The 18,700-nt window shown below is 65.0% G+C and carries 17 protein-coding genes and 1 pseudogene; 12 read left to right on the top strand and 6 right to left on the bottom strand.

The window, feature by feature from the left end:
* Window positions 1–24: 24 nt before the first annotated feature.
* On the top strand, window positions 25–1,329 hold the full coding sequence (locus Q2941_RS35140; protein WP_027524077.1) for an HlyC/CorC family transporter: 1,305 nt from the start codon (window positions 25–27) through the stop codon (window positions 1,327–1,329).
* Between the two features lie 164 nt (window positions 1,330–1,493).
* Here the strand turns inward: Q2941_RS35140 and Q2941_RS35135 are convergent, their stop codons facing one another.
* Window positions 1,494–1,769 carry a BolA family protein gene (locus Q2941_RS35135; protein WP_027524078.1) on the bottom strand — a complete coding sequence of 92 codons (276 nt, stop codon included), beginning with the start codon at window positions 1,767–1,769 and terminating at the stop codon, window positions 1,494–1,496.
* 119 nt (window positions 1,770–1,888) lie between these two features.
* Between Q2941_RS35135 and Q2941_RS35130 the strand changes: the two genes are divergently transcribed.
* Together Q2941_RS35130 and Q2941_RS35125 are read left to right on the top strand one after the other, a co-directional pair.
* A complete protein-coding gene (locus Q2941_RS35130; protein WP_254109879.1) occupies window positions 1,889–2,524 on the top strand; it encodes a J domain-containing protein in 636 nt (211 codons plus the stop codon).
* Window positions 2,525–2,629: 105 nt separating this feature from the next.
* Window positions 2,630–3,589 (top strand): IS5 family transposase, encoded by a 960-nt coding sequence (locus Q2941_RS35125; RefSeq protein WP_458195321.1) that lies wholly within the window; start codon window positions 2,630–2,632, stop codon window positions 3,587–3,589.
* Between the two features lie 277 nt (window positions 3,590–3,866).
* Here the strand turns inward: Q2941_RS35125 and Q2941_RS35120 are convergent, their stop codons facing one another.
* A complete protein-coding gene (locus Q2941_RS35120) occupies window positions 3,867–4,961 on the bottom strand; it encodes a citrate synthase/methylcitrate synthase (protein WP_458195320.1) in 1,095 nt (364 codons plus the stop codon).
* A 73-nt stretch (window positions 4,962–5,034) separates the two neighbouring features.
* Here Q2941_RS35120 and Q2941_RS35115 point away from each other — a divergent pair, with 73 nt between their 5' ends.
* Window positions 5,035–6,264 (top strand): citrate synthase family protein, encoded by a 1,230-nt coding sequence (locus tag Q2941_RS35115; protein WP_458195319.1) that lies wholly within the window; start codon window positions 5,035–5,037, stop codon window positions 6,262–6,264.
* A 194-nt stretch (window positions 6,265–6,458) separates the two neighbouring features.
* On the opposite strand, the gene Q2941_RS35110 is transcribed toward Q2941_RS35115, so the two are convergent.
* Window positions 6,459–7,118, bottom strand: a complete 660-nt coding sequence (locus Q2941_RS35110) for a DedA family protein (RefSeq protein WP_254109881.1) — start codon at window positions 7,116–7,118, stop codon at window positions 6,459–6,461.
* 295 nt (window positions 7,119–7,413) lie between these two features.
* On the opposite strand from Q2941_RS35110, the gene cobS reads away from it, so the two are divergent.
* From cobS to Q2941_RS35075, 7 genes are all read left to right on the top strand, one after another.
* Entirely contained in the window at window positions 7,414–8,412 is a 999-nt protein-coding gene (gene cobS, locus Q2941_RS35105; protein WP_027524083.1) for a cobaltochelatase subunit CobS, read from the top strand.
* Between the two features lie 4 nt (window positions 8,413–8,416).
* Window positions 8,417–8,827 carry a GNAT family N-acetyltransferase gene (locus Q2941_RS35100; RefSeq protein WP_458195318.1) on the top strand — a complete coding sequence of 137 codons (411 nt, stop codon included), beginning with the start codon at window positions 8,417–8,419 and terminating at the stop codon, window positions 8,825–8,827.
* Entirely contained in the window at window positions 8,824–10,728 is a 1,905-nt protein-coding gene (gene cobT / locus Q2941_RS35095) for a cobaltochelatase subunit CobT (RefSeq protein ID WP_458195317.1), read from the top strand. Before Q2941_RS35100 ends, cobT begins: the two co-directional genes overlap by 4 nt.
* A complete protein-coding gene (locus tag Q2941_RS35090) occupies window positions 10,725–11,822 on the top strand; it encodes an esterase-like activity of phytase family protein (protein WP_458195316.1) in 1,098 nt (365 codons plus the stop codon). Before cobT ends, Q2941_RS35090 begins: the two co-directional genes overlap by 4 nt.
* Before the next feature lie 97 nt (window positions 11,823–11,919).
* Window positions 11,920–12,612, top strand: coding sequence for a hypothetical protein (locus Q2941_RS35085; RefSeq protein ID WP_458195315.1), 693 nt, complete (start codon window positions 11,920–11,922; stop codon window positions 12,610–12,612).
* Between the two features lie 336 nt (window positions 12,613–12,948).
* A complete protein-coding gene (locus Q2941_RS35080) occupies window positions 12,949–14,061 on the top strand; it encodes an NADH:flavin oxidoreductase/NADH oxidase (RefSeq protein ID WP_458195314.1) in 1,113 nt (370 codons plus the stop codon).
* A gap of 145 nt (window positions 14,062–14,206) precedes the next feature.
* Complete coding sequence (locus Q2941_RS35075; RefSeq protein ID WP_027524089.1) at window positions 14,207–14,623, top strand: hypothetical protein; 417 nt, start codon at window positions 14,207–14,209, stop codon at window positions 14,621–14,623.
* Between the two features lie 109 nt (window positions 14,624–14,732).
* On the opposite strand, the gene Q2941_RS35070 is transcribed toward Q2941_RS35075, so the two are convergent.
* Together Q2941_RS35070 and Q2941_RS35065 are read right to left on the bottom strand one after the other, a co-directional pair.
* Entirely contained in the window at window positions 14,733–14,981 is a 249-nt protein-coding gene (locus Q2941_RS35070) for a PilZ domain-containing protein (RefSeq protein WP_027524090.1), read from the bottom strand.
* Between the two features lie 348 nt (window positions 14,982–15,329).
* On the bottom strand, window positions 15,330–16,691 hold the full coding sequence (locus tag Q2941_RS35065; RefSeq protein WP_458195313.1) for a DUF2235 domain-containing protein: 1,362 nt from the start codon (window positions 16,689–16,691) through the stop codon (window positions 15,330–15,332).
* 259 nt (window positions 16,692–16,950) lie between these two features.
* Here Q2941_RS35065 and Q2941_RS35060 point away from each other — a divergent pair, with 259 nt between their 5' ends.
* Entirely contained in the window at window positions 16,951–17,496 is a 546-nt protein-coding gene (locus tag Q2941_RS35060; RefSeq protein ID WP_254109885.1) for a hypothetical protein, read from the top strand.
* A gap of 431 nt (window positions 17,497–17,927) precedes the next feature.
* Here Q2941_RS35060 and Q2941_RS35055 read toward each other — a convergent pair.
* Window positions 17,928–18,700, bottom strand: a pseudogene (locus tag Q2941_RS35055) (cell division protein FtsZ); the annotation flags it as partial.

Raw genomic sequence — 18,700 nt, 5'->3', positions numbered from 1 at the left:
GCGATTGATATCGGCGGTTGGGTCATGGATTGGCTCGGATTCTCCATCGTCGTCTTCTGTCTCCTGGTCTCGGCGTTCTTCGCCGCGAGCGAGACCGCGCTGACCGGCGCCTCGCGCGCCAGCATGCTGCGGCTCTCCAGGCAGGGTCATCGCGAGGCCGATGTCGTCTCCCAACTGCTCGATATGCGCGAGCGCCTGATCGGCGCGCTGCTGCTCGGCAACAACATCGCCAATATCGGGGCGTCGGCGATTGCGACCGGCATCTTCACCACCTGGTTCGGTGAGGTCGGCGTGCTCTACGCGACCGGTGTGATGACCGCGCTGGTCGTGATCTTCGCGGAAGTCTTGCCAAAGACCATCGCCATCAACGCACCCGACCGCGTCGCGCTCGCCGTGGCGCGTCCGATGCGGCTGACGATGTACGTGCTCGGGCCGCTATTGACGGTGGTGGAAGTCATCGTGCGCCTGTTGATGCGGCTGTTCGGTCTTGCCGGCGAGCACCAGGCGATCCTGTCGCCGACCGAGCGCCTGCGCGGCGCGGTCGACCTCTTGCACCATGAAGGCAAGGTCGAGAAGCAGGACCGCGACATGCTCGGCGGTCTCCTCGACCTGCGTGAGCTTCAGGTGTCCGACGTCATGATCCATCGTACCGAGATGATGATGATCAACGCCGACCTGCCGCCGGAGGATCTGGTGCGCGAGGTGCTGGCGACCGAATACACCCGCATCCCGCTGTGGCGCGACAAGCCCGAGAACATCATCGGCGTGCTGCACGCCAAGGACCTGTTGCGCGCCATTCGGGCCTCCGAAGGCGACACCTCGCGCATCGACGCCTCGACCATTGCGCTGCCGCCCTGGTTCGTGCCGGAGATGCGCACCGTATCCGAGCAGCTAAAAGCCTTCCGCCGCCGCAAGACCCATTTCGCGCTCGTCGTCGACGAGTACGGCGAAGTTGAAGGTCTTGTGACGCTGGAAGACATTCTGGAAGAGATCGTCGGCGATATCTCCGACGAGCACGACGTGGTCGTCGCCGGCGTGCGCGCCCAGCCAGACGGTTCGGTCGTGGTCGACGGCTCGGTGCCGATCCGCGATCTCAACCGCGCCATGGACTGGCGTCTGCCTGATGGAGAGGCAACGACGGTCGCCGGCCTCGTCATTCACGAGGCGCGCTCGATCCCGGACCGCGGCCAGAGTTTTACGTTCCACGGCTTCCGCTTCCGAGTGCTGCGCCGCGAGCGCAACCGCATCACCGCACTCCGTATTTCGCCGGTGCCGCGCGAAGCGGAGGTGGAGGAGGCCAAGCCGAGGCGGGCAGGGACGTCGTTCTAGCTTCACGCGCTTCTGTCGACCCTCATGGTGAGGAGGCGCGAAGCGCCGTCTCGAACCATGCAGGCCCGGCGGCAGCCTCTCGGCCTTCATACTTCGAGACGCGCGCAAGGGCGCGCTCCTCAGGATGAGGGAAAATGGCGCGATTTGTTGCTCGAATAGGGCGGTTAGCTCCCGCCTTCCCCCGGCGCCTGCGCGTGGATGGCCAGCGCGTGCACGCCGCCGGAGAGTTCCGCGGCCAGCGTCGCATTAATCATGCGGTGACGCTCGACCCGGCTCTTCCCTTTGAAGGCATCAGACACGATATAAACCCGGAAATGCGTCTCGCCGCCCGGCCGGTGGCCCGCATGGCCTTCATGCAAATGTGATTCATCGACCACTTGCAGGCTGTCCGGCGAGAAAGCTTCGCGCAACTTGTTGCTGATAGTGTCTTGTGTAGCCATGTCGTTGCCTGTCATGTGAGCCATAAAGTCGCGCGATCGCGTTTCTTTAATCCCGTGCTTCTAAGCCAATCGCAATGTCAAGACTTGAAGGTTTTTGCATTGCGTAGTCAAAGTTAGCCATGCCGATCGATTCATCAAAATTCTTCGACTCCATCCGCGTCAAGCCGAGAGGTGCGAAGCCGGAAGCGAAGCCGCGCGAGACCGTGGTCGCCTGCGAATGGACCGGCTGCCAGAACAAGGGCAGCCACCGCGCGCCGAAGGGCCGTGAGAATTCGCGCGAGTACTGGCACTTCTGCCTCGATCACGTGCGCGAGTACAACCAGAACTACAATTTCTTTTCCGGCATGAATGCCGACGCCGTCGCGCGCTACCAGAAGGATGCGCTGACCGGCCACCGCCCGACCTGGAAGATGGGCGCCAATGGCGGCGTCAAGAAGGGTGCGGAAGCCGAGATCGATGGCGCCTTCGATCCGTTCAGCATGTTCAGCGAGATCAACGGCCGCGCCAACTGGCGGCGCGGGCCGGAGGCCCAGCCCAAGGCTGAAACGCGCAAGGTGATGAACGCCGAGCGCAAGGCGCTTCAGGTCATGGGGCTCGGCCCCGACGCCACGCTCGCCGACGTCAAGACCAAGTACAAGGCGCTGGTGAAGCAGCATCACCCGGATGCGAACGGCGGCGACCGCTCCACCGAAGACCGCCTGATCGAGATCATCAAGGCGTATAATTATCTGAAGACGGTGGTGAAGGAGGCGTAGGCCCCCGCACCCTGGCGCGCGCTCGCTGCTTTCCCTTCTCCCCTTGTGGGCCTGTTGCGTAATCCGCGATTGTGATTCTCTAGGGCAGAAGCCTTGGAGGTAACGATGGCAGTGAAGCAGACTGGGCAGCCGAGTTTTATTGAGGCGTGGTTGCCGAAGGGAGCCGGTGCCAATGCGGCGCTGAATCGGTTGTCGGGCTTGGTCAAATGGTACCGGTTCGAGAAGCTGATGGCGCATTTGCGGGATGAAGGAAGCCCTGGCCGACCGGGCTATCCGGTGCTGGTGCTGTTTCGCGCGCTGCTGTTGCAGTCGCTCTACGGTCTTTCGGAGCGTGAGCTCGAGGAGGCACTGGGGGACCGCCTGTCGTTCAAGCGCTTCGTGGGCCTCAGTCTTGAGGATGCGACGCCTGATCACACGGTCCTGAACCGGTTCCGGAACCAGCTTGTTGAGCAAGGCCTGCTGGAGAAGCTGTTTGGTGAACTCGATCGTCAGCTTGAGAATGCTGGTGTTATCCTCAAGCGCGGCACGATGCTGGATGCGACATTGATCCAGGCGGTGTCAGCGCCTCCAACGGAAGAACAGCCGTCGAACGATCCCGATGCGCGGTTTGCCAAGCGGCAAGGCAAAAGTGGCTCGACCTTTGGTTACAAGGCTCACGTGGGTGTCGATGAGGGCTCGGGCCTGATCCGGTCGGTGCTGACCACGCCCGCCAATGTCAACGACACCACGCCGGCCGACGATCTGATCCGCGGCGATGAAGCCGTGGTGTGGGCCGATGCAGCCTATGACACCCATGCCAGACGGGCTCGGCTGAAGGCGGAAGGTAAGAAGCCTCGTATCGCCCGTCGCCCCAACCGGCATCACCCGCAGCTGCCGCCGCGGCTCAAACGCTACAACCTTCTCATCGCACGACGGCGAGCGCAGGTGGAGACGACCTTCGCCACCCTCAAACGCCGCATGCGATTGACTTGCATCCGATACGTCGGCCTCATCAAGGCAAACGGGCAGGTTCTGCTCGCCTCCATCGCGTTCAACATGAGGCGGTGGGCCGCAATCGCTGCGTGAACCGCCCGCCGAGGAGCATGAGCCGCTCCATCGTCGGCCCGCTACTCCGACAACTAGCTTCTTCCCTGACCTGTCTTGGCCTCAAAAGCCAGTAACGCAACAGGCCCCTTGTGGGAGAAGGTGGCGCGAAGCGCCGGATGAGGGGTTGGGTCCGCGAGTTCACTGCAAGAGATTCGTCCGCCGAGAGAACCCCTCACCCGTCTCGCCGCTGCGCGGCGAGCCACCCTCTCCCGCAAGGGGAGAGGGGACAGCACGCTCCATCCGGGCTAGACGCCGCTCAATCCTTCGGCATCGCTCCCACATACGACGAACTCGGCCGGATCAGCCGTCCTGTCCGCCGATGCTCGAGTGCATGCGCGGTCCAGCCTGCAGAGCGCGCTACCGCGAAGATCGGCGTGAAGGCCCGGCGCGGGATGGCGAGGGCATCGAGCAGGATCGCGGTGAAGAACTCGACATTGGTCTCCAGCGGCCGATCCGGATTCTTCTTGCGCAGCGCGGCGCGGATATAGGCCTCGACCTCGCCGGCAAACGGCAGGTCGGCGCCGTCGGCGGAAAGCCGCTCGATTGCGGCCTTCAGCACGTCGGCGCGCGGATCGCGCACGCGATAGACGCGATGGCCAAAACCCATCAGCCGTTCGCCGCGCGCCAGCGCCGCATCGACCCACGGCCTAATCCGTTCGCGCGAACCGATTGCATCCAGCATTTCCAGCACCGGCTCCGGCGCGCCGCCGTGCAGCGGTCCCGTCAGTGCGCAGTAGCCGGCGGTGACGGCGGCGAACAGATCGGCCTGCGTCGAGGCCACCACGCGCGTGGCGAAGGTCGAGGCGTTCATGCCGTGATCGCAGACCGTGACGAGATAGGCGTCCAGCGCCGCGACCTCGCGCGGCTCGGGCATAGCGCCACGCAGCATCTTCAGCGTATCGGCGGCATGGCTCGCATTCGGATCGGGCGCGACCGGATCAAATCCCTTCGCCTGTCGCACCAGCGCGCCGGCAATCACCGGAAACGCGCCGACGATGGTCGCCTCGTGCTCGAGCCCGTTCTCGGCGCGAAGTCCTGCGACCGCCGCGCGAAACCCGTCGATGATGCCCATACCGCGCGTTGCCGGCAAAAGATCCGGCAGCCGCGCAAAGGCGCGTTCGCGTGCAAGCCCGAGGCTCGCGCGCACATTGGCTTCGCTGAGCGTGCCTCTAGATGCGCCGTTCCAGAGCCGGGCGGTGACGCCCTCGAAACTCGACTGGCGGGCGAGGGTGCCGACATGCTCGCCGGCAATGATGAGCTCGCCGCGCTCGCCGTCGACATGGCTCAGCACGGTCTCGGCGGCGGGAACCCCGTCCAGCCCAATCTGGCTTTTGGTGAGGTGGATGTTCATGGCCTGTCTCCTTTCACGATGAGAAAGGTCAGGCCTCTCGACAGATTGATCAATCTTGATTACATAAATCAATATGAAAAATTCCGAGGAGCTGTACCTCTCGGCCCGAGAGGCCGCCGCGGAACTCGCGATCTCGCCGGCGACTCTTTACGCCTATGTCAGCCGCGGCCTGATCCGCTCCGAGCCGACGGCGGATTCGCGCAAGAACCGCTACCGCGCCGAGGACGTCCGCAGCCTGAAAGAGCGTCGCGTCCCGTCGCCGGAGCCGCGGGGCCTGCGCAGCTTCGACGCCGACCTGCCGGTGATGGACACGGAGATCTCGACCATCACCGAGGAGGGCGCGATCTATCGCGGCGTGAACTGCGTCGACCTCGCTGAGCGGGACACGCTGGAGCATGCCGCGACGTTGCTCTGGGACGTCTCCGGCGTCGATCCCTTTGCATCGGACAATTGCCCCCAGGTCTCGGACGAGATGCGCGCGATCGCGGAGGCCGCGCGCCGAGCAGCACCAATCGACCGCGCCATCGCGGTGCTGGCGCTTGCCGCGAGCGCCGATCCCCGCGCCTTTACCCGCGCGCCCGATGGCCGCGCGATGGTCGGAGCGCGCATCGTCCGGCTGCTGGTCGCAACCATGCTCAATGCCGAGCCCTCGTCCGCGCCGCTACATCAGCAGATCGCCAGCGCCTGGGCACCCGACAACAAGCATGCGGCTGATCTCGTCCGCCGCGCGCTGGTACTGCTGGCAGAACACGAACTGAATGCGTCGACCTTCACCGCACGCTGCGCGGCTTCTACCGGGCTCAATCTCTACGATGCCGTCATTGCTGGTCTCGCCGCGCTGAAAGGCCCGAAACATGGCGGCGCCGGCGTGCTGGCCTCGCAGCTCGTGAAGACGCTGGTGGATCGCGATGTCGAGCCGATGGTGCGTGAGCGCGTCGCGCTCGGCGAGCATTTTGCCGGCTTCGGCCACGGCGTCTACAAGCGCGGCGATCCGCGCGCACAGTCGCTGCTCAATGCGTTGGCGCGGGCCGGCGCGCCGCGCAAATTCACCCGCGAGGTGCCGGAGCGGATTGCGGAGGCGACCGGCGAGTTCGTCAATATCGACTACGCGCTCGCCGTGCTGGTGCACGCCCTGCGCCTGCCGGCCGGCAGCGAGCTCGCGCTGTTCGCAATGGCGCGCAGCGTCGGCTGGATCGCGCATGCGAGCGAACAATTGCAGCACGGAAGGCTGATCCGCCCGCGGGCGCGCTATGTTGGGCCAGCCCCTGGGCGGCGGGCGGGGACAGTCGATACGAAGGGCTGAGATCGCTCCTCGCCCCAGATCGCTCTGCCACCCCCGAGCTCTCCATCGTCGTCCTGGCGAAAGCCAGGACCCATACCGCGGAATCTATCGATTAGGGACGCTAGCAGTACCGGACGACGAATCTTCGCCGAACCACTCCCTGGGGTAATGGGTCCTGGCTTTCGCCAGGACGACACCTGTGGTGTGGCGGCCCTCTAACCCTCCGGCTTTGCCGGCACGACCCTGCTGCCGTGCCTCCGGCGGATGCTCCAGATCACGAGGCCCACAACGATCGCGACGCCGACGACAGTGAGCATCCAGATGTGCTTGGCGGGATGCCCGTGGTGCGGCAGGCCGGAATAGCTGTGCCAGGCCGAAATCGCGAGGTCGCCCGGCAGCACGTGCGCCGGCGCCCAGACCAGGATTGCAGGGATATTGACCGCATAGAAGCGCGCCGGCGCCATGCCGACCGCACCGGCGGTGACCGGTACGAAAGCCCGGATTGGTGGGACAAAGCGGGCGAAGAACACCGCCCAGGTGCCGAACCGGCGGAAGAAGGTCTCGCTCTCCTCGATCACGCGGGGATAGTTGGTCAGAGGCCAGCTATTGAGGATCTCGCGCTGCTGCTTGTGTCCGATCCAGTAGGCCGAGCCGTCACCCAGAATGGCGCCGAGGGCGGCGGCCAGCAGCACCCATTGTAGTTTCAGTTCGCCGCCCGGGATCAGGGCGCTCAGCGCCAGGATGATGGTCGAGCCGGGAACGACCGAACCCACCACCGGAACAGCCTCCAGCAGCGCCGCGAGGAAGAGAGTCAGGTAGGCCAGCCCAGCATGGGCCGAGACGAAGTCTATGAAGGGATCGAGGAAGGACGTCACGTCGTCTCTGTATCGGGCAGGAGCATTTGGGTTCAGACCTTACACAAGTAGGGCGCAGCCGCCAAAGTACCAAAGCGGGCGGCGAACGCTTGAAGGCCATGGAATTTCGGCGTGATTCGCAGGGCAGCCTTCCAAAAATCGCGTTCCTTGCCTATCTAAATGAAATGACAACGGAACTTTGATTGGGGCGCGGGCTTCTGCCGGCTCGTGGTCTCTGATAGGTTCGCAACTGCACCCAGCCGCCGCCAAAGTGCAAATAACTGGTCTCGGGACCGCCCGGGGCCTCGGAGGATGAATGACGACCGCCGCCCTGTCCAAAGTTGAGGAAGTCAACGGTTTGCCCGACATGAAGGTGTCGGTCCGCCAGGTCTTCGGGATCGACAGCGATCTCGAAGTGCCGGCCTATTCCGAAGTCGATCCTCACGTGCCCGAAGTCGATGCCGATTACCGTTTCGACCGCGCCACCACGCTCGCGATCCTCGCAGGTTTCGCCAAGAACCGCCGCGTCATGGTGACGGGCTATCACGGCACCGGCAAATCCACCCATATCGAGCAGGTCGCCGCGCGCCTCAACTGGCCCTGCGTGCGCGTCAACCTCGACAGCCACATCAGCCGTATCGACCTCGTCGGCAAAGACTCGATCGTGGTCAAGGACGGCAAGCAGGTCACCGAATTCCGCGACGGCATTCTGCCCTGGGCGCTCCAGCACAACGTCGCGCTGGTGTTCGACGAATACGACGCCGGCCGCCCGGACGTGATGTTCGTGATCCAGCGCGTGCTGGAAGTCTCCGGCCGCCTGACGCTGCTCGACCAGAACAAGGTGATCAAGCCGCATCCGGCGTTCCGGCTGTTTTCGACCGCCAACACCGTCGGCCTCGGCGACACCTCGGGCCTCTATCACGGCACCCAGCAGATCAACCAGGGCCAGATGGACCGCTGGTCGATCGTCACCACGCTCAACTATCTCGGGCATGACGAGGAAGTGGAGATCGTGCTGGCGAAGGCCAAGCACTATCGCACCCAGGAAGGCCGCGACATCGTCAACAAGATGGTTCGCCTTGCCGATCTCACCCGCAACGCCTTCGCCAATGGCGATCTGTCGACGGTGATGAGCCCGCGCACGGTGATCACCTGGGCCGAGAACGCCGACATCTTCGGCGATATCGGCTTCGCCTTCCGCGTCACCTTCCTCAACAAGTGCGACGAGCTCGAGCGTCCCCTGGTCGCCGAGTTCTATCAGCGCTGCTTCAACGCGGAGCTGCCGGAATCGGCGGTCAACGTGGCGCTTAGCTAGTCCCATGCCAACCGTCACCGCCGAGCGCAGCATTGGGACGACCAAGAAAGCGGTGCTCGCCGGGCTCATTGGCTACAACAATGAGCGGATGGGAAAGCAGAAGTACAAGCGCCTCGCGATTTCCCTGAAAGAGCGCGGCAAGATCGTCGGCGGCATCGTCGGTGAGGTCTGGACGCAGGTTCTGTTCATCCAGTTCTTCTGGATCGAGCAGAAATTCCGCGGCAAGGACCACGGCACCAAGCTGATCGCGGCGATCGAGGACGAGGCGAGAAAGATCGGGGCGACCCGGTCTTATCTCGACACGATGAGTTTCCAGGCGCCGGGCTTCTACCGCGCTAGCGGCTACGAAGAATTCGGCGCCATTGACGGCTATCCTGGCGGCGTGACGCGCCATTGGTTTACGAAGTCGCTATGAGCAGCACATCCAACTCCAAATTCCGCAACACCAAGGAAGCGCCGACCGAGCCGTTCAAGCGCTCGGTGGCGTCGTGCCTGAAGGCGATCGCCAAGACGCCCGAGCTCGAAATCAGCTTCGCCGCCGAGCGCCCCGGCCTTGCGCCGGGCAAGGCGCGGCTGCCCGAGCCGGCGCGGAAAATGACGAAGCGCGATGCGGCGATCGTGCGCGGCCATGCCGACTCGATCGCGCTCAAGCTCGCCTGTCACGATCCGAAACTGCATCGCAAGCTGATGCCGGGCAATCCGCAGGCACGCGGCGTGTTCGAGGCGGTGGAGCAGGCGCGGGTCGAGGCGATCGGCGCGCGCCGCATGGCGGGCGTTGCCAAGAACCTCACCGCGATGCTCGATGACCATTTCCATCGCGGCAAGTTCGACGAGATCACCGACCGCGCCGATGCGCCGCTGGCGGATGCGCTCGCCATGCTGGTGCGTGAACGCCTGACCGGAATGGCGCCGCCGGCGGCGGCCAAGAAGATGGTCGATCTCTGGCGGCCGACGCTGGAGGACAAGATCGGCAGACGGCTCGACCGGCTCGACAGCCTGGTCGAGAACCAGACCAAATTCGGCGACGCCATCCATGACCTGTTGTCGGCGCTCGAGCTGGGTGACGAGCGCAACGCCGATTCCGACGAGGACGACAATCAGGACGACAACCGCGACGGCGACAACGATCAGGCCGGCGCGGAGGGCTCGCCCGATTCCGACGCCGCGCAGGAGATGAGCGCCGACCAGGCGCAGGCGACGACCGAGGAGATGAGCGAGAGCGCGATGGAAAGCGCGCAGGCCTCGACCTCGGACACCTTCGACGACGGCGAGCTGGGCGACGACGAGACGCCGGGTGAGGCGACGCGGCCGAATTCGCGCGGGGCCAACGAGCCGCGCGGGCCGGAATATCACGCCTTTGCGCCGAAGTTCGACGAGGTGATCGCCGCCGAAGATCTCTGCGACCATGACGAATTGGAGCGCTTGCGCTCCTACCTCGACAAGCAGCTCGCGCATCTGCAGGGCATCGTCGCGCGCCTCGCCAACCGCTTGCAGCGGCGGCTGATGGCACAGCAGAACCGCGCCTGGGAGTTCGATCTCGAAGAGGGCATTCTCGATCCAGCGCGGCTGTCGCGCGTGGTGACCGATCCCTATCACCCGCTGTCCTTCATGCGCGAGAAGGAGGCGACCTTCCGCGACACCGTGGTGACGCTGCTGCTCGACAATTCCGGCTCGATGCGGGGACGCCCCATTACGGTGGCGGCAACTTGCGCCGATATCCTGGCGCGCACGCTGGAGCGTTGCGGCGTCAAGGTCGAGATTCTGGGCTTCACCACGCGCGCCTGGAAGGGCGGACAATCGCGTGAGGCGTGGCTTGCCGCCGGCAAGCCGGCCAATCCCGGCCGCCTCAACGACCTCCGCCACATCATCTACAAGTCGGCGGACGCGCCCTGGCGCCGTGCGCGGAAGAATCTCGGCCTGATGATGCGCGAGGGGCTGCTCAAGGAGAACATCGACGGCGAGGCGCTCGACTGGGCGCACAAGCGCCTGCTCGGCCGCACCGAGCAGCGCAAGATCCTGATGATGATCTCGGACGGTGCGCCGGTCGACGATTCCACGCTGTCGGTCAATGCCGGCAACTATCTCGAGCGGCACCTGCGGCACATCATCGAGGAGATCGAGACGCGCTCGCCGGTGGAGCTGATCGCGATCGGCATCGGCCATGACGTTACGCGCTACTACCGCCGCGCGGTGACGATCGTGGACGCCGAAGAGCTTGGCGGCGCCATCACCGAGAAGCTCGCCGAGCTCTTCAGCGAGACGCACACCGCGCCCGCGCAAGCCCCGAGCCGCCCGCGCCGCAAACTGCATTCGTGACCGCGCGTTTCTCCCGCCGCCAATTTCTCGGCCATGCGGCGGGAGCAGCGACGCTCGCGCTCCCCGCAAATGCGCGCGCAGAGGTCGCGACCCAGCCGCCGAAATCGGCGAGGCAGGCCGAGCACACCGTCACCGAGCCGGTCGCCATCGAGGTGAACGCGCGGCAAATTCCTTCGTTCGAGCCGCGCGATCGCGCGCGCACCCGCTTCGGCGCGCTGGAGTATCGCAGCGGTCTCGTCCTGACCTCGCCCTATCGCGGCTTCGGCGGCCTCTCCGGCATCCGCTTCCTCGACGCCCAAGGACAACGCAAGAAAGGAGAGCGCTTCATCGCGATCTCCGACCAGGGCGCGTGGTTCAGCGGGACCATCCGCTACGCCGGGCGCGACATGGCCGGGCTCGACGACGTCGAGGCCGCGCCGATGCTGAACGCCGAAGGGCGGCCGATCACCGAGAAGCGGCTCTGGTACGATACCGAGTCGATCGCGCTCGACGGCTCCTTCGTTTATGTCGGGCTCGAGCGCGTCAACGCGCTGATGCGCTTCGACTTCTCCAAAGGCTTTACCCGCGCCCGCGGCGAGGTGCTGCCGTTGCCGCCCGCCGCGAAGAAGCTGCCGTACAACAAGGGGCTCGAGGCGCTGGTGTTCGTGCCCAAGGGCCTGCAAAAGGCGCAGCCCTTGGCCGGCACGCTGATCGCGTTTTCCGAGCGCGGGCTCGACCGCGACGGCAACCTGATCGCCTTCCTGATCGGCGGTCCCTCGCCCGGGCAGTTCAGCGTGCGCCGCACCGAGAATTTCGACATCAGCGACGCGGTGCTGCTGCCTTCGGGCGAACTCCTGATCCTGGAGCGCAAATTCTCCTGGTTCACCGGCGTTAACATCCGCATCCGCGCGATCCCCTTGAAGTCGATCGCGCCCGGCGCGCTGGTCGATGGTCCCGAGCTCTTCGCCGCCGATCTCGGCCACGAGATCGACAACATGGAAGGCATCGACGCCCATATCGGCGCCGACGGCGAGACCGTGCTGACGCTGGTCTCGGACGACAATTTCTCCTTTCTCCAGCGTACGCTGCTGCTGCAATTCACGCTGGTGGAGTAGTAGCCTTAACCCCGCTGTCGTCCCGGGCTCGCGCTTCGCGCGCCCCGGGACGACGGCGCGTGTTGAACGCGCAGCCGGAGAGCCGCGACATATCGGCATGCTCATCCCTCGCGCCATCGTCGCTCTCGCCCTCACCCTCGCGGCCCTGTCGCCGGCGCATGCCACGGCCGAGCACGACTATGCCAAGGGCGAGTATGCCATCATCGCGGGCGGGCATGCGCCGAACGGAAAGCTGTCGATCGCGGCACATGGAAGCGGCGAGGGCGGCCGCGACAAATTCCGCGTCTACCTGATGGCCGAACCCGGCCACCGTCGGCTGGCTGTGCTGGACGACATCAGCGAGAACAACAATCTCGATACCGCGCCCGATTCCTATCACGCCGGCTGGTCGCCGGACTCGCACTACGTCGCGGTCTCCTTCCGCAGCGAGCGCCACATCCTCACGCTGAACATCTACAGGATCGAGGGCGGCCGTGCGCAGCTCATCGCCGCGCCGGACCTGTTCCGCGACATGACGGGACGCAAGATCGACCGCAAGACCGACGGCGACATGCGCGCCTCGAGGCCGGGCGTCGAATGGCAGGGCCCGCGCCGCTGCCGCTTCTCGGACCATCGGCTGTTCGTGATGCAGGATGCCGGGCTCGCCGACAAGATCGGCGCGTTCGGCAAGTCGAGCAAGATGGACGACGGCCGCTATTCGATCGAGTTCTCGGCGGAGGCCGTCGTCGACATCGACCGCGGCGGCCGCTTCCGCATCGGCAAGCCGGAGCCGGGCGCGTTCTGGGAGTAGGTGTTGTGGGTGAGGGCGCGTGTGAAGGAGGCATTCCTTCTCCCACCGTCATTCCGGGGCGCGCAACACGCGAGCCCGGAATCCATCACCACAGGGTCGTGTTGTCCAGGCGAGATCGCGGTTGAAGTCCCGCGACGCCACAACTTCTCCCTGGGGGTATGGGTCCCGGGCTCGCTTCGCGCCCCGGGACGACGGCGGAGCGTGTGGCGCCGCCTTGTGACCATGTGAGAGCGCAATGCGCCGCGCCGCTAGCCGCCATTCCTCCCGCGCGGCTAGCATTCCGCCTCCCGCCGACTACACTTCCCGCCCATCGCCCCTCCATCCGCCGGAACCCGCATGAGCGCCCTGTTTTCACCGATCGAGCTGCGCGGCCTGTCCTTGAAGAACCGCGTCATGGTGTCGCCGATGTGCCAGTATTCGGCCGAGGACGGCGTCGCCACCGACTGGCACTTCACCCACGTCAATTCGCTCTCCCTGTCGGGCGCGTCCGTGTTCTGCATCGAGGCGACGCATGTCGAGGCGATCGGCCGCATCACGCCGGGGTGCCTCGGGCTCTACAGCGATGCCTGCGAGGCCGCGCTGAAGCAGATCATCACCTCGGTGCGAAAACATTCCACCGCCGCCGTCGCGATGCAGCTAGCGCATGCCGGCCGCAAGGGCTCTTCCGCGCGGCCATGGGACGGCGGGCAGCAGCTGGCGGAGGCTCAAGGCGGCTGGCAGACGGTTGCGCCAAGCGCCGTGCCGCACAAGGAGGGCGAGGCGGCCCCAACCGCGCTCGACCGCGCCGGCATGATCCGCATCCGCGACGCCTTCGTCGATTGCGCGCGCCGCGCCGATCGGCTCGGCATCGATGCGATCGAGCTGCACGGCGCGCACGGCTATCTCATGGCTCAATTCCTCTCGCCGATCTCCAACCACCGCACCGACGAATATGGCGGGAGCTTGCAAAACCGCATGCGCTTCCCGCTCGAGGTATTCGACGCCGTGCGCGCGGCGTTCCCGCATGACAAGCCGGTCGGCATGCGGGTGTCCTCGACTGACTGGGTCGAAGGCGGCTGGGACCTGCCGCAGACCATCGAATTCGTCAAAGAGTTGAAGAAGCGCGGTATCGACTGGATCGACGCCTCTTCCGGCGGCGTGTCGCCGCTGCAGAAGATTCCGCTCGGCCCCGGCTACCAGGTGCCGTTCGCGGAGGCCATCAGGCGCGAGACCGGCGTGACGACGATCGCGGTCGGCCTGATCACGGAAGCCAAGCACGCCGAGGAGATTGTCGCCTCCGGCAAGGCCGACATGGTCGCGCTCGCGCGGGCCATGCTCTACGACCCGCGCTGGGGCTGGCACGCCGCCGCCGAGCTCGGCGGTGTCGTCGACGCCCCGCCGCAATATTGGCGCTCGCAGCCCTCGACGCAGAAGGCGCTGTTCGGCAAGACGACGTTCGGGGCGCGGTGAGGGGGCGTGTGTGCACGATGCGCTGCGCATGAGTTGCGACGCCGCTTCCCCGCACCCTCGCATCACCCCTCCGTGACTCTACTAACCTTCCGCCACTCCCGAAATTAGCCTAACCTCGCCATCGCAAACCCCCGCGAGGCCTGCCATGCGCTATGGTGTCCGGAAGTCTGCCCACGTGCTGGAGCGCTGCGGACTGGCGCTGGCGGGGGCGGCGTGCGGCCTGTTCGTCGGCGCCTATGTCGGGTCGGCGATCCCGATGCTGACCACGCAGGGATTTCTGGTGCTGATGATGGTGCTGGGGACGATCGGCTTCTATCTCGGCATCGACACCCCGCAGCTTCCCTTCGACCAGGCGCATGAGCAGATCGACGCCGCGGAATTCCTGAGCTCGGCCGGCACCCTCTTCGCCAGCGTGACCGCCTTCGTCTCCGTCGCCGTCATCGTGCTGCGCGAGAACCCGGACATCGTCTGGACCTGGCTCGTCTTTCTCGGCTGGATCGCCGGCGTCGCCATGCAGATCGTCGCGGGCGCGAAGGCGCGGTGGCGGAAGGACAAGTCTTGAGCGTGTACGTTTGTGGGGCTATCGCGCCGCGTACTGCGCTTGCGCTCCCGCGATCGAACGCACCGATGATGCGGCGCGTGCTCTCCGTCTCAGCGAGTGTATCGTCCCCCTAAAACACCACCCCGATCCGCGTCCCGCGCTTCCACGCGACGCGGCAGCGTTTGCGCGTGTTGACGTGGAGCAGCTCGAAGCGGTCGGGGACTTTTACCTGGCCGCCGAGATCGACGCAGGCGCCGCCCGGCGAATAGTCGATCAGCGTGCAGTTGATCACCGGCGCCTTCGGGTCCGTGATGATCTTGGCCTGCCTCGACACCAGCCCGCTCGGCTTGACGCGTGTAAATCGACGCGGATGCTGCATGTCGCTTGTCCTCCGTACGCGAAATGCGTCCTTGCGGGAAAGAATGGCACAGAGCGTCGCACCATCGCGCTAACTGTTGCGCAAGCATTTTAGCGATTCTTCGATGCGATTAAGAAGGCGTTAGCCACGCGCTCCCTGTTCTGTTCGTGTGGCGCGAGCTCTCCACACCGTCGTCCTGGCGAACGCCAGGACCCATACCGCGAGGTCTATCGATTGCGGATTGTGGTAGTACCGAACTCAGAATCTTCGCCAAACCCCTCCCTGGGGTAATGGGTCCTGGCGTTCGCCAGGACGACGATTGAGGATGTGGCGCGCTCCCGCCTCACCTCACATCGCCACTTATCCCCCTCACGCCGCCTCCACCGTCGTCGGCTTCTCCGGCCCGACCGGCATCGGCACCGTCACAAAATCCTTCGGCAAATTCACCGGCCTGTACTCGGGCACGTCAACCATCCGCTTCACCACGCTCTCATGCACATGCGCGCCTTCGGGGATCAGGCGCGGCTCGCAGTCGGGGATGTAGAAGCCGAAATAGACCTGCCGCTCCGGCCATTCCTTGTACTTCGCGCTCTTCGGAAAGTATTCCAGCACGCGCCAGGCCGGCGTCATCGAATTGTGCAGCTCGCCCGTCACGCTGGGCGCGACGTAAGTGAACGGACTGTTCTTGCGCTGGATGCCCCAGGCGAGCTGGTTCACAGTGCGCGGGTTGAAGTGCAGCCCGGCCTTGATCGCCTCGTCGATCATCCACAAGAGCGGATATTTCGACAGCGCGCTCCCGGTCTCGGCATAGCCGCCGCCGACGTCGCAATGCACGCCGGCAAAGTACACCTGCAGAATGTCCTGCGGCTCCTTCTTCTCGTCAGGGACGAAGCGGTTGCTCCAGAACTGCTGCGGCTCGATCCACTCCTTCAGACGGAACATGCAGCGCCGCTCGTCGATCGCGATCGCCTGGCGAAAGATTTTCACGCTCGGGTTCTGCAGCGTGAACGCAAGCTCCTCCAGGCTCGGCCAGTACAGCCGGTCCGGCCGCGGCACAATTACGCTCGCGACCGTGTCCCACACGCCGATGAAGCGGATCGTCGGCCAGCGCGAGGAGGTGATACGCGCGAACTGCGCGGCGAGATCGAAGCGGTCCTGCGGCAGCGGCCCGTCCTCGTCGGCGCCCGCATCGGTGAGCGCGGAGAGGTCATTGCCGCGCCCGGTGCCGGAATATTGCTTGTAGGCAATCAGGCCCGAGCCTGCGAGGTTCGCCTGCTCCGGCGAGATCAGCCCGACCTTGTGGATCAGCCCCGCCAGCACCCGGACGGTATAGGCGCCGCGCGAGAAGCCGAACAGATAGATCTGGTCGCCCGGCGCGTAGTGCTGGACCAGGAAGCCGTAGGCCGCGAGCACGTTGTCATCGAGCCCATAGCCGGTGGCGAGCCCCAGCACCAGGTTGATGTCGGCCTTCCAGCGGTTCCACGTCGACGGCTCCGTGACCGTGCCGACGCCGGGATCATAGAACACCAGCTGCCGCGGCCGCGTCTTGTCGGTCTTGCGCAGGCAACGATAGAGCTTGAGCACATTGGAGATGTTCTCGCTGATCTCGTTGCCCGTGCCGTCGCAGCAGATGACGATGTTCTTGGGTTCGCTCCTGGGTGCGGTCGTGTGTTCGGTTTTGGGTTTGTTGTCGGGTTCGGTTTTTGGTTCGTTCTTGGCCTCGTGCTCCATCGAAGCGTCCCCTCCGATCATGCTACCGGGCGAGTATAGCGGAATTGGATGACAGCGAGCATCTGCTGTTGAAATTAACCGCTTGTTAACCATGCGGTCGCCTAATGTGGGCGATTGGGGGCTCACCATGTCGGCCCATGCGACGCGACCGAAGTTGATGCCTGTTTCGGCCGATCCGGCCATCCGGTCGGTGGCGAGGCTGGCGGTTCGCGCCAAGGCCGTCTTACAGACCAAAACGGCTGTCCTACGGAGTAACCCAATGTTCGGAAAGGACGACTTAGTGGACCATCTCAGCCGCGATCTCGATCGCGTGCGCGGACGGCGCGATGCACTTGCATCCGAAGCCACGACCCTGACGGCCCAGATCGCCGAACTTGAAACCCGCCTGTCGGAGGAGAAAAGCAGGCGGGAACGCGATCGCGTCTTAAGCGAAATCGAGGCGATAAAAACGCGTGTCAAACAAGCCGCAGGCGCGTTTGGACCTGTCGTCGATGGTCTCGGCAAGGCGATCGAGTCGGCTGCGGCAGTCGTACCCGAGGCGCGCGAGCTCAATAGTTTTTTGGTGTCGGTGGCGACCGAAATCGACAGCGTGCTCGATCCCCTGTTGCGCGGGCTGGATCAGCGCGCGGATGCGGTGCGCGTCGGCCACGCTGCACTGGACCTGCCGATCTCGGTCGATGAAGCTCCCATCGAACCGCCAAAGGATGGCAACGATCGCCTGCTTCGTTTCACAGCCTGGCTGTCTCGCGACAAGGAGCCGGACAAAAAGGAAACAGCGGAAAACCCGCGCAGCACGGTAGCGTGAACGATCGGCGCTGCTTGCGTGACTTAAGAACCTCGTCTTAGCGTTGCTCCTGCCGCAAACTCCGCTGTCGTCCCGGCGAAGGCCGGGACTCATAACCCCAGGGAGCGGTTATGACGCGAAGTTGCCAACCACGAGTCTTCGCCAAACTACTCCCTGTGGGTATGGGTCCCGGCCTTCGCCGGGACGACGGCTTTGTTGCTGCGTCGCCTAGCGGCGGCCCATGTCCGGCATTGGGGAGTTGTTGCTTTGCTCCGTCAATCCGGGGCGCGCCTCTTGGCGCGAGCTATGATGCGCAATTGCGCATCTGAGAATCCATTGCTCAACAGTCACTGCGGTCCGATGGATCCCGGGCTCGCGACTACGTCGCGCCCCGGGATGACGGCCTATTGTTGGGCGCGCTGGTCGCCAAGCAAGCGCTTCTCGCGAACCGCTCAGCTGGCGGTGCGGCGCAGGAAGGCCGGGATATCGAGAATGCCGTCGTCAATCGCATTGCGCGGAGAAGCGCGGCCGTAAGGATCGAGCGGCCGGGGAGCCGCCTGGCGCGCATGTTCCGGATTCGGCCTTGGCGGTTGCCCCGCTTGTGGGCGGGCCGCCGGCCGGAGCGGCGGGCTCTCCAATTGCGGGAGGGGAGCGCTGCGCTCGATGCGATCGGCGATGCGGCGGCTGTCGTTGCGCAGCTTGCCGGCGAGCTGCGTGAGTGAGGTTTCCACCGGCATCTGCTGCGCCGGGTCGAGATTGTCGATCCCGGTCGCCACCACCGAGACGCGGACGATACCTTCAAGGCTGTCATCAAAGGACGCGCCGACGATGATGTTGGCGTCCGGATCGGCCTCGTCGCGAATGCGGGTGGCCGCTTCGTCGACTTCGTACAGCATGAGATCCTTGCCGCCGGTGATCGAGATGATGAGGCCGCTGGCGCGCTTGATCGATGGGTTCTCGATCAATGGATTGGAAATCGCGGCCACCGCCGCGGCGAGCACGCGCTTCTCGCCGGACGCCTCGCCCCGTCCCATCATGGCCTTGCCCTTCTCCTTCATGACGGAGAGAACGTCGGCAAAATCGAGATTGATCAGGCCTTCCTTGACGATGAGATCGCTGATGCAGGCCACGCCCGAATAAAGCACCTGATCGGCAAGGGCGAAGGCATCGGCGAACGTGGTCTTCTCGCTGGCTACCCGGAACAGGTTCTGGTTCGGGATGATCA

This window comes from Bradyrhizobium sp. UFLA05-153 (assembly GCF_054185185.1).
This window is presented reverse-complemented; position numbering and strand designations above follow the sequence as displayed.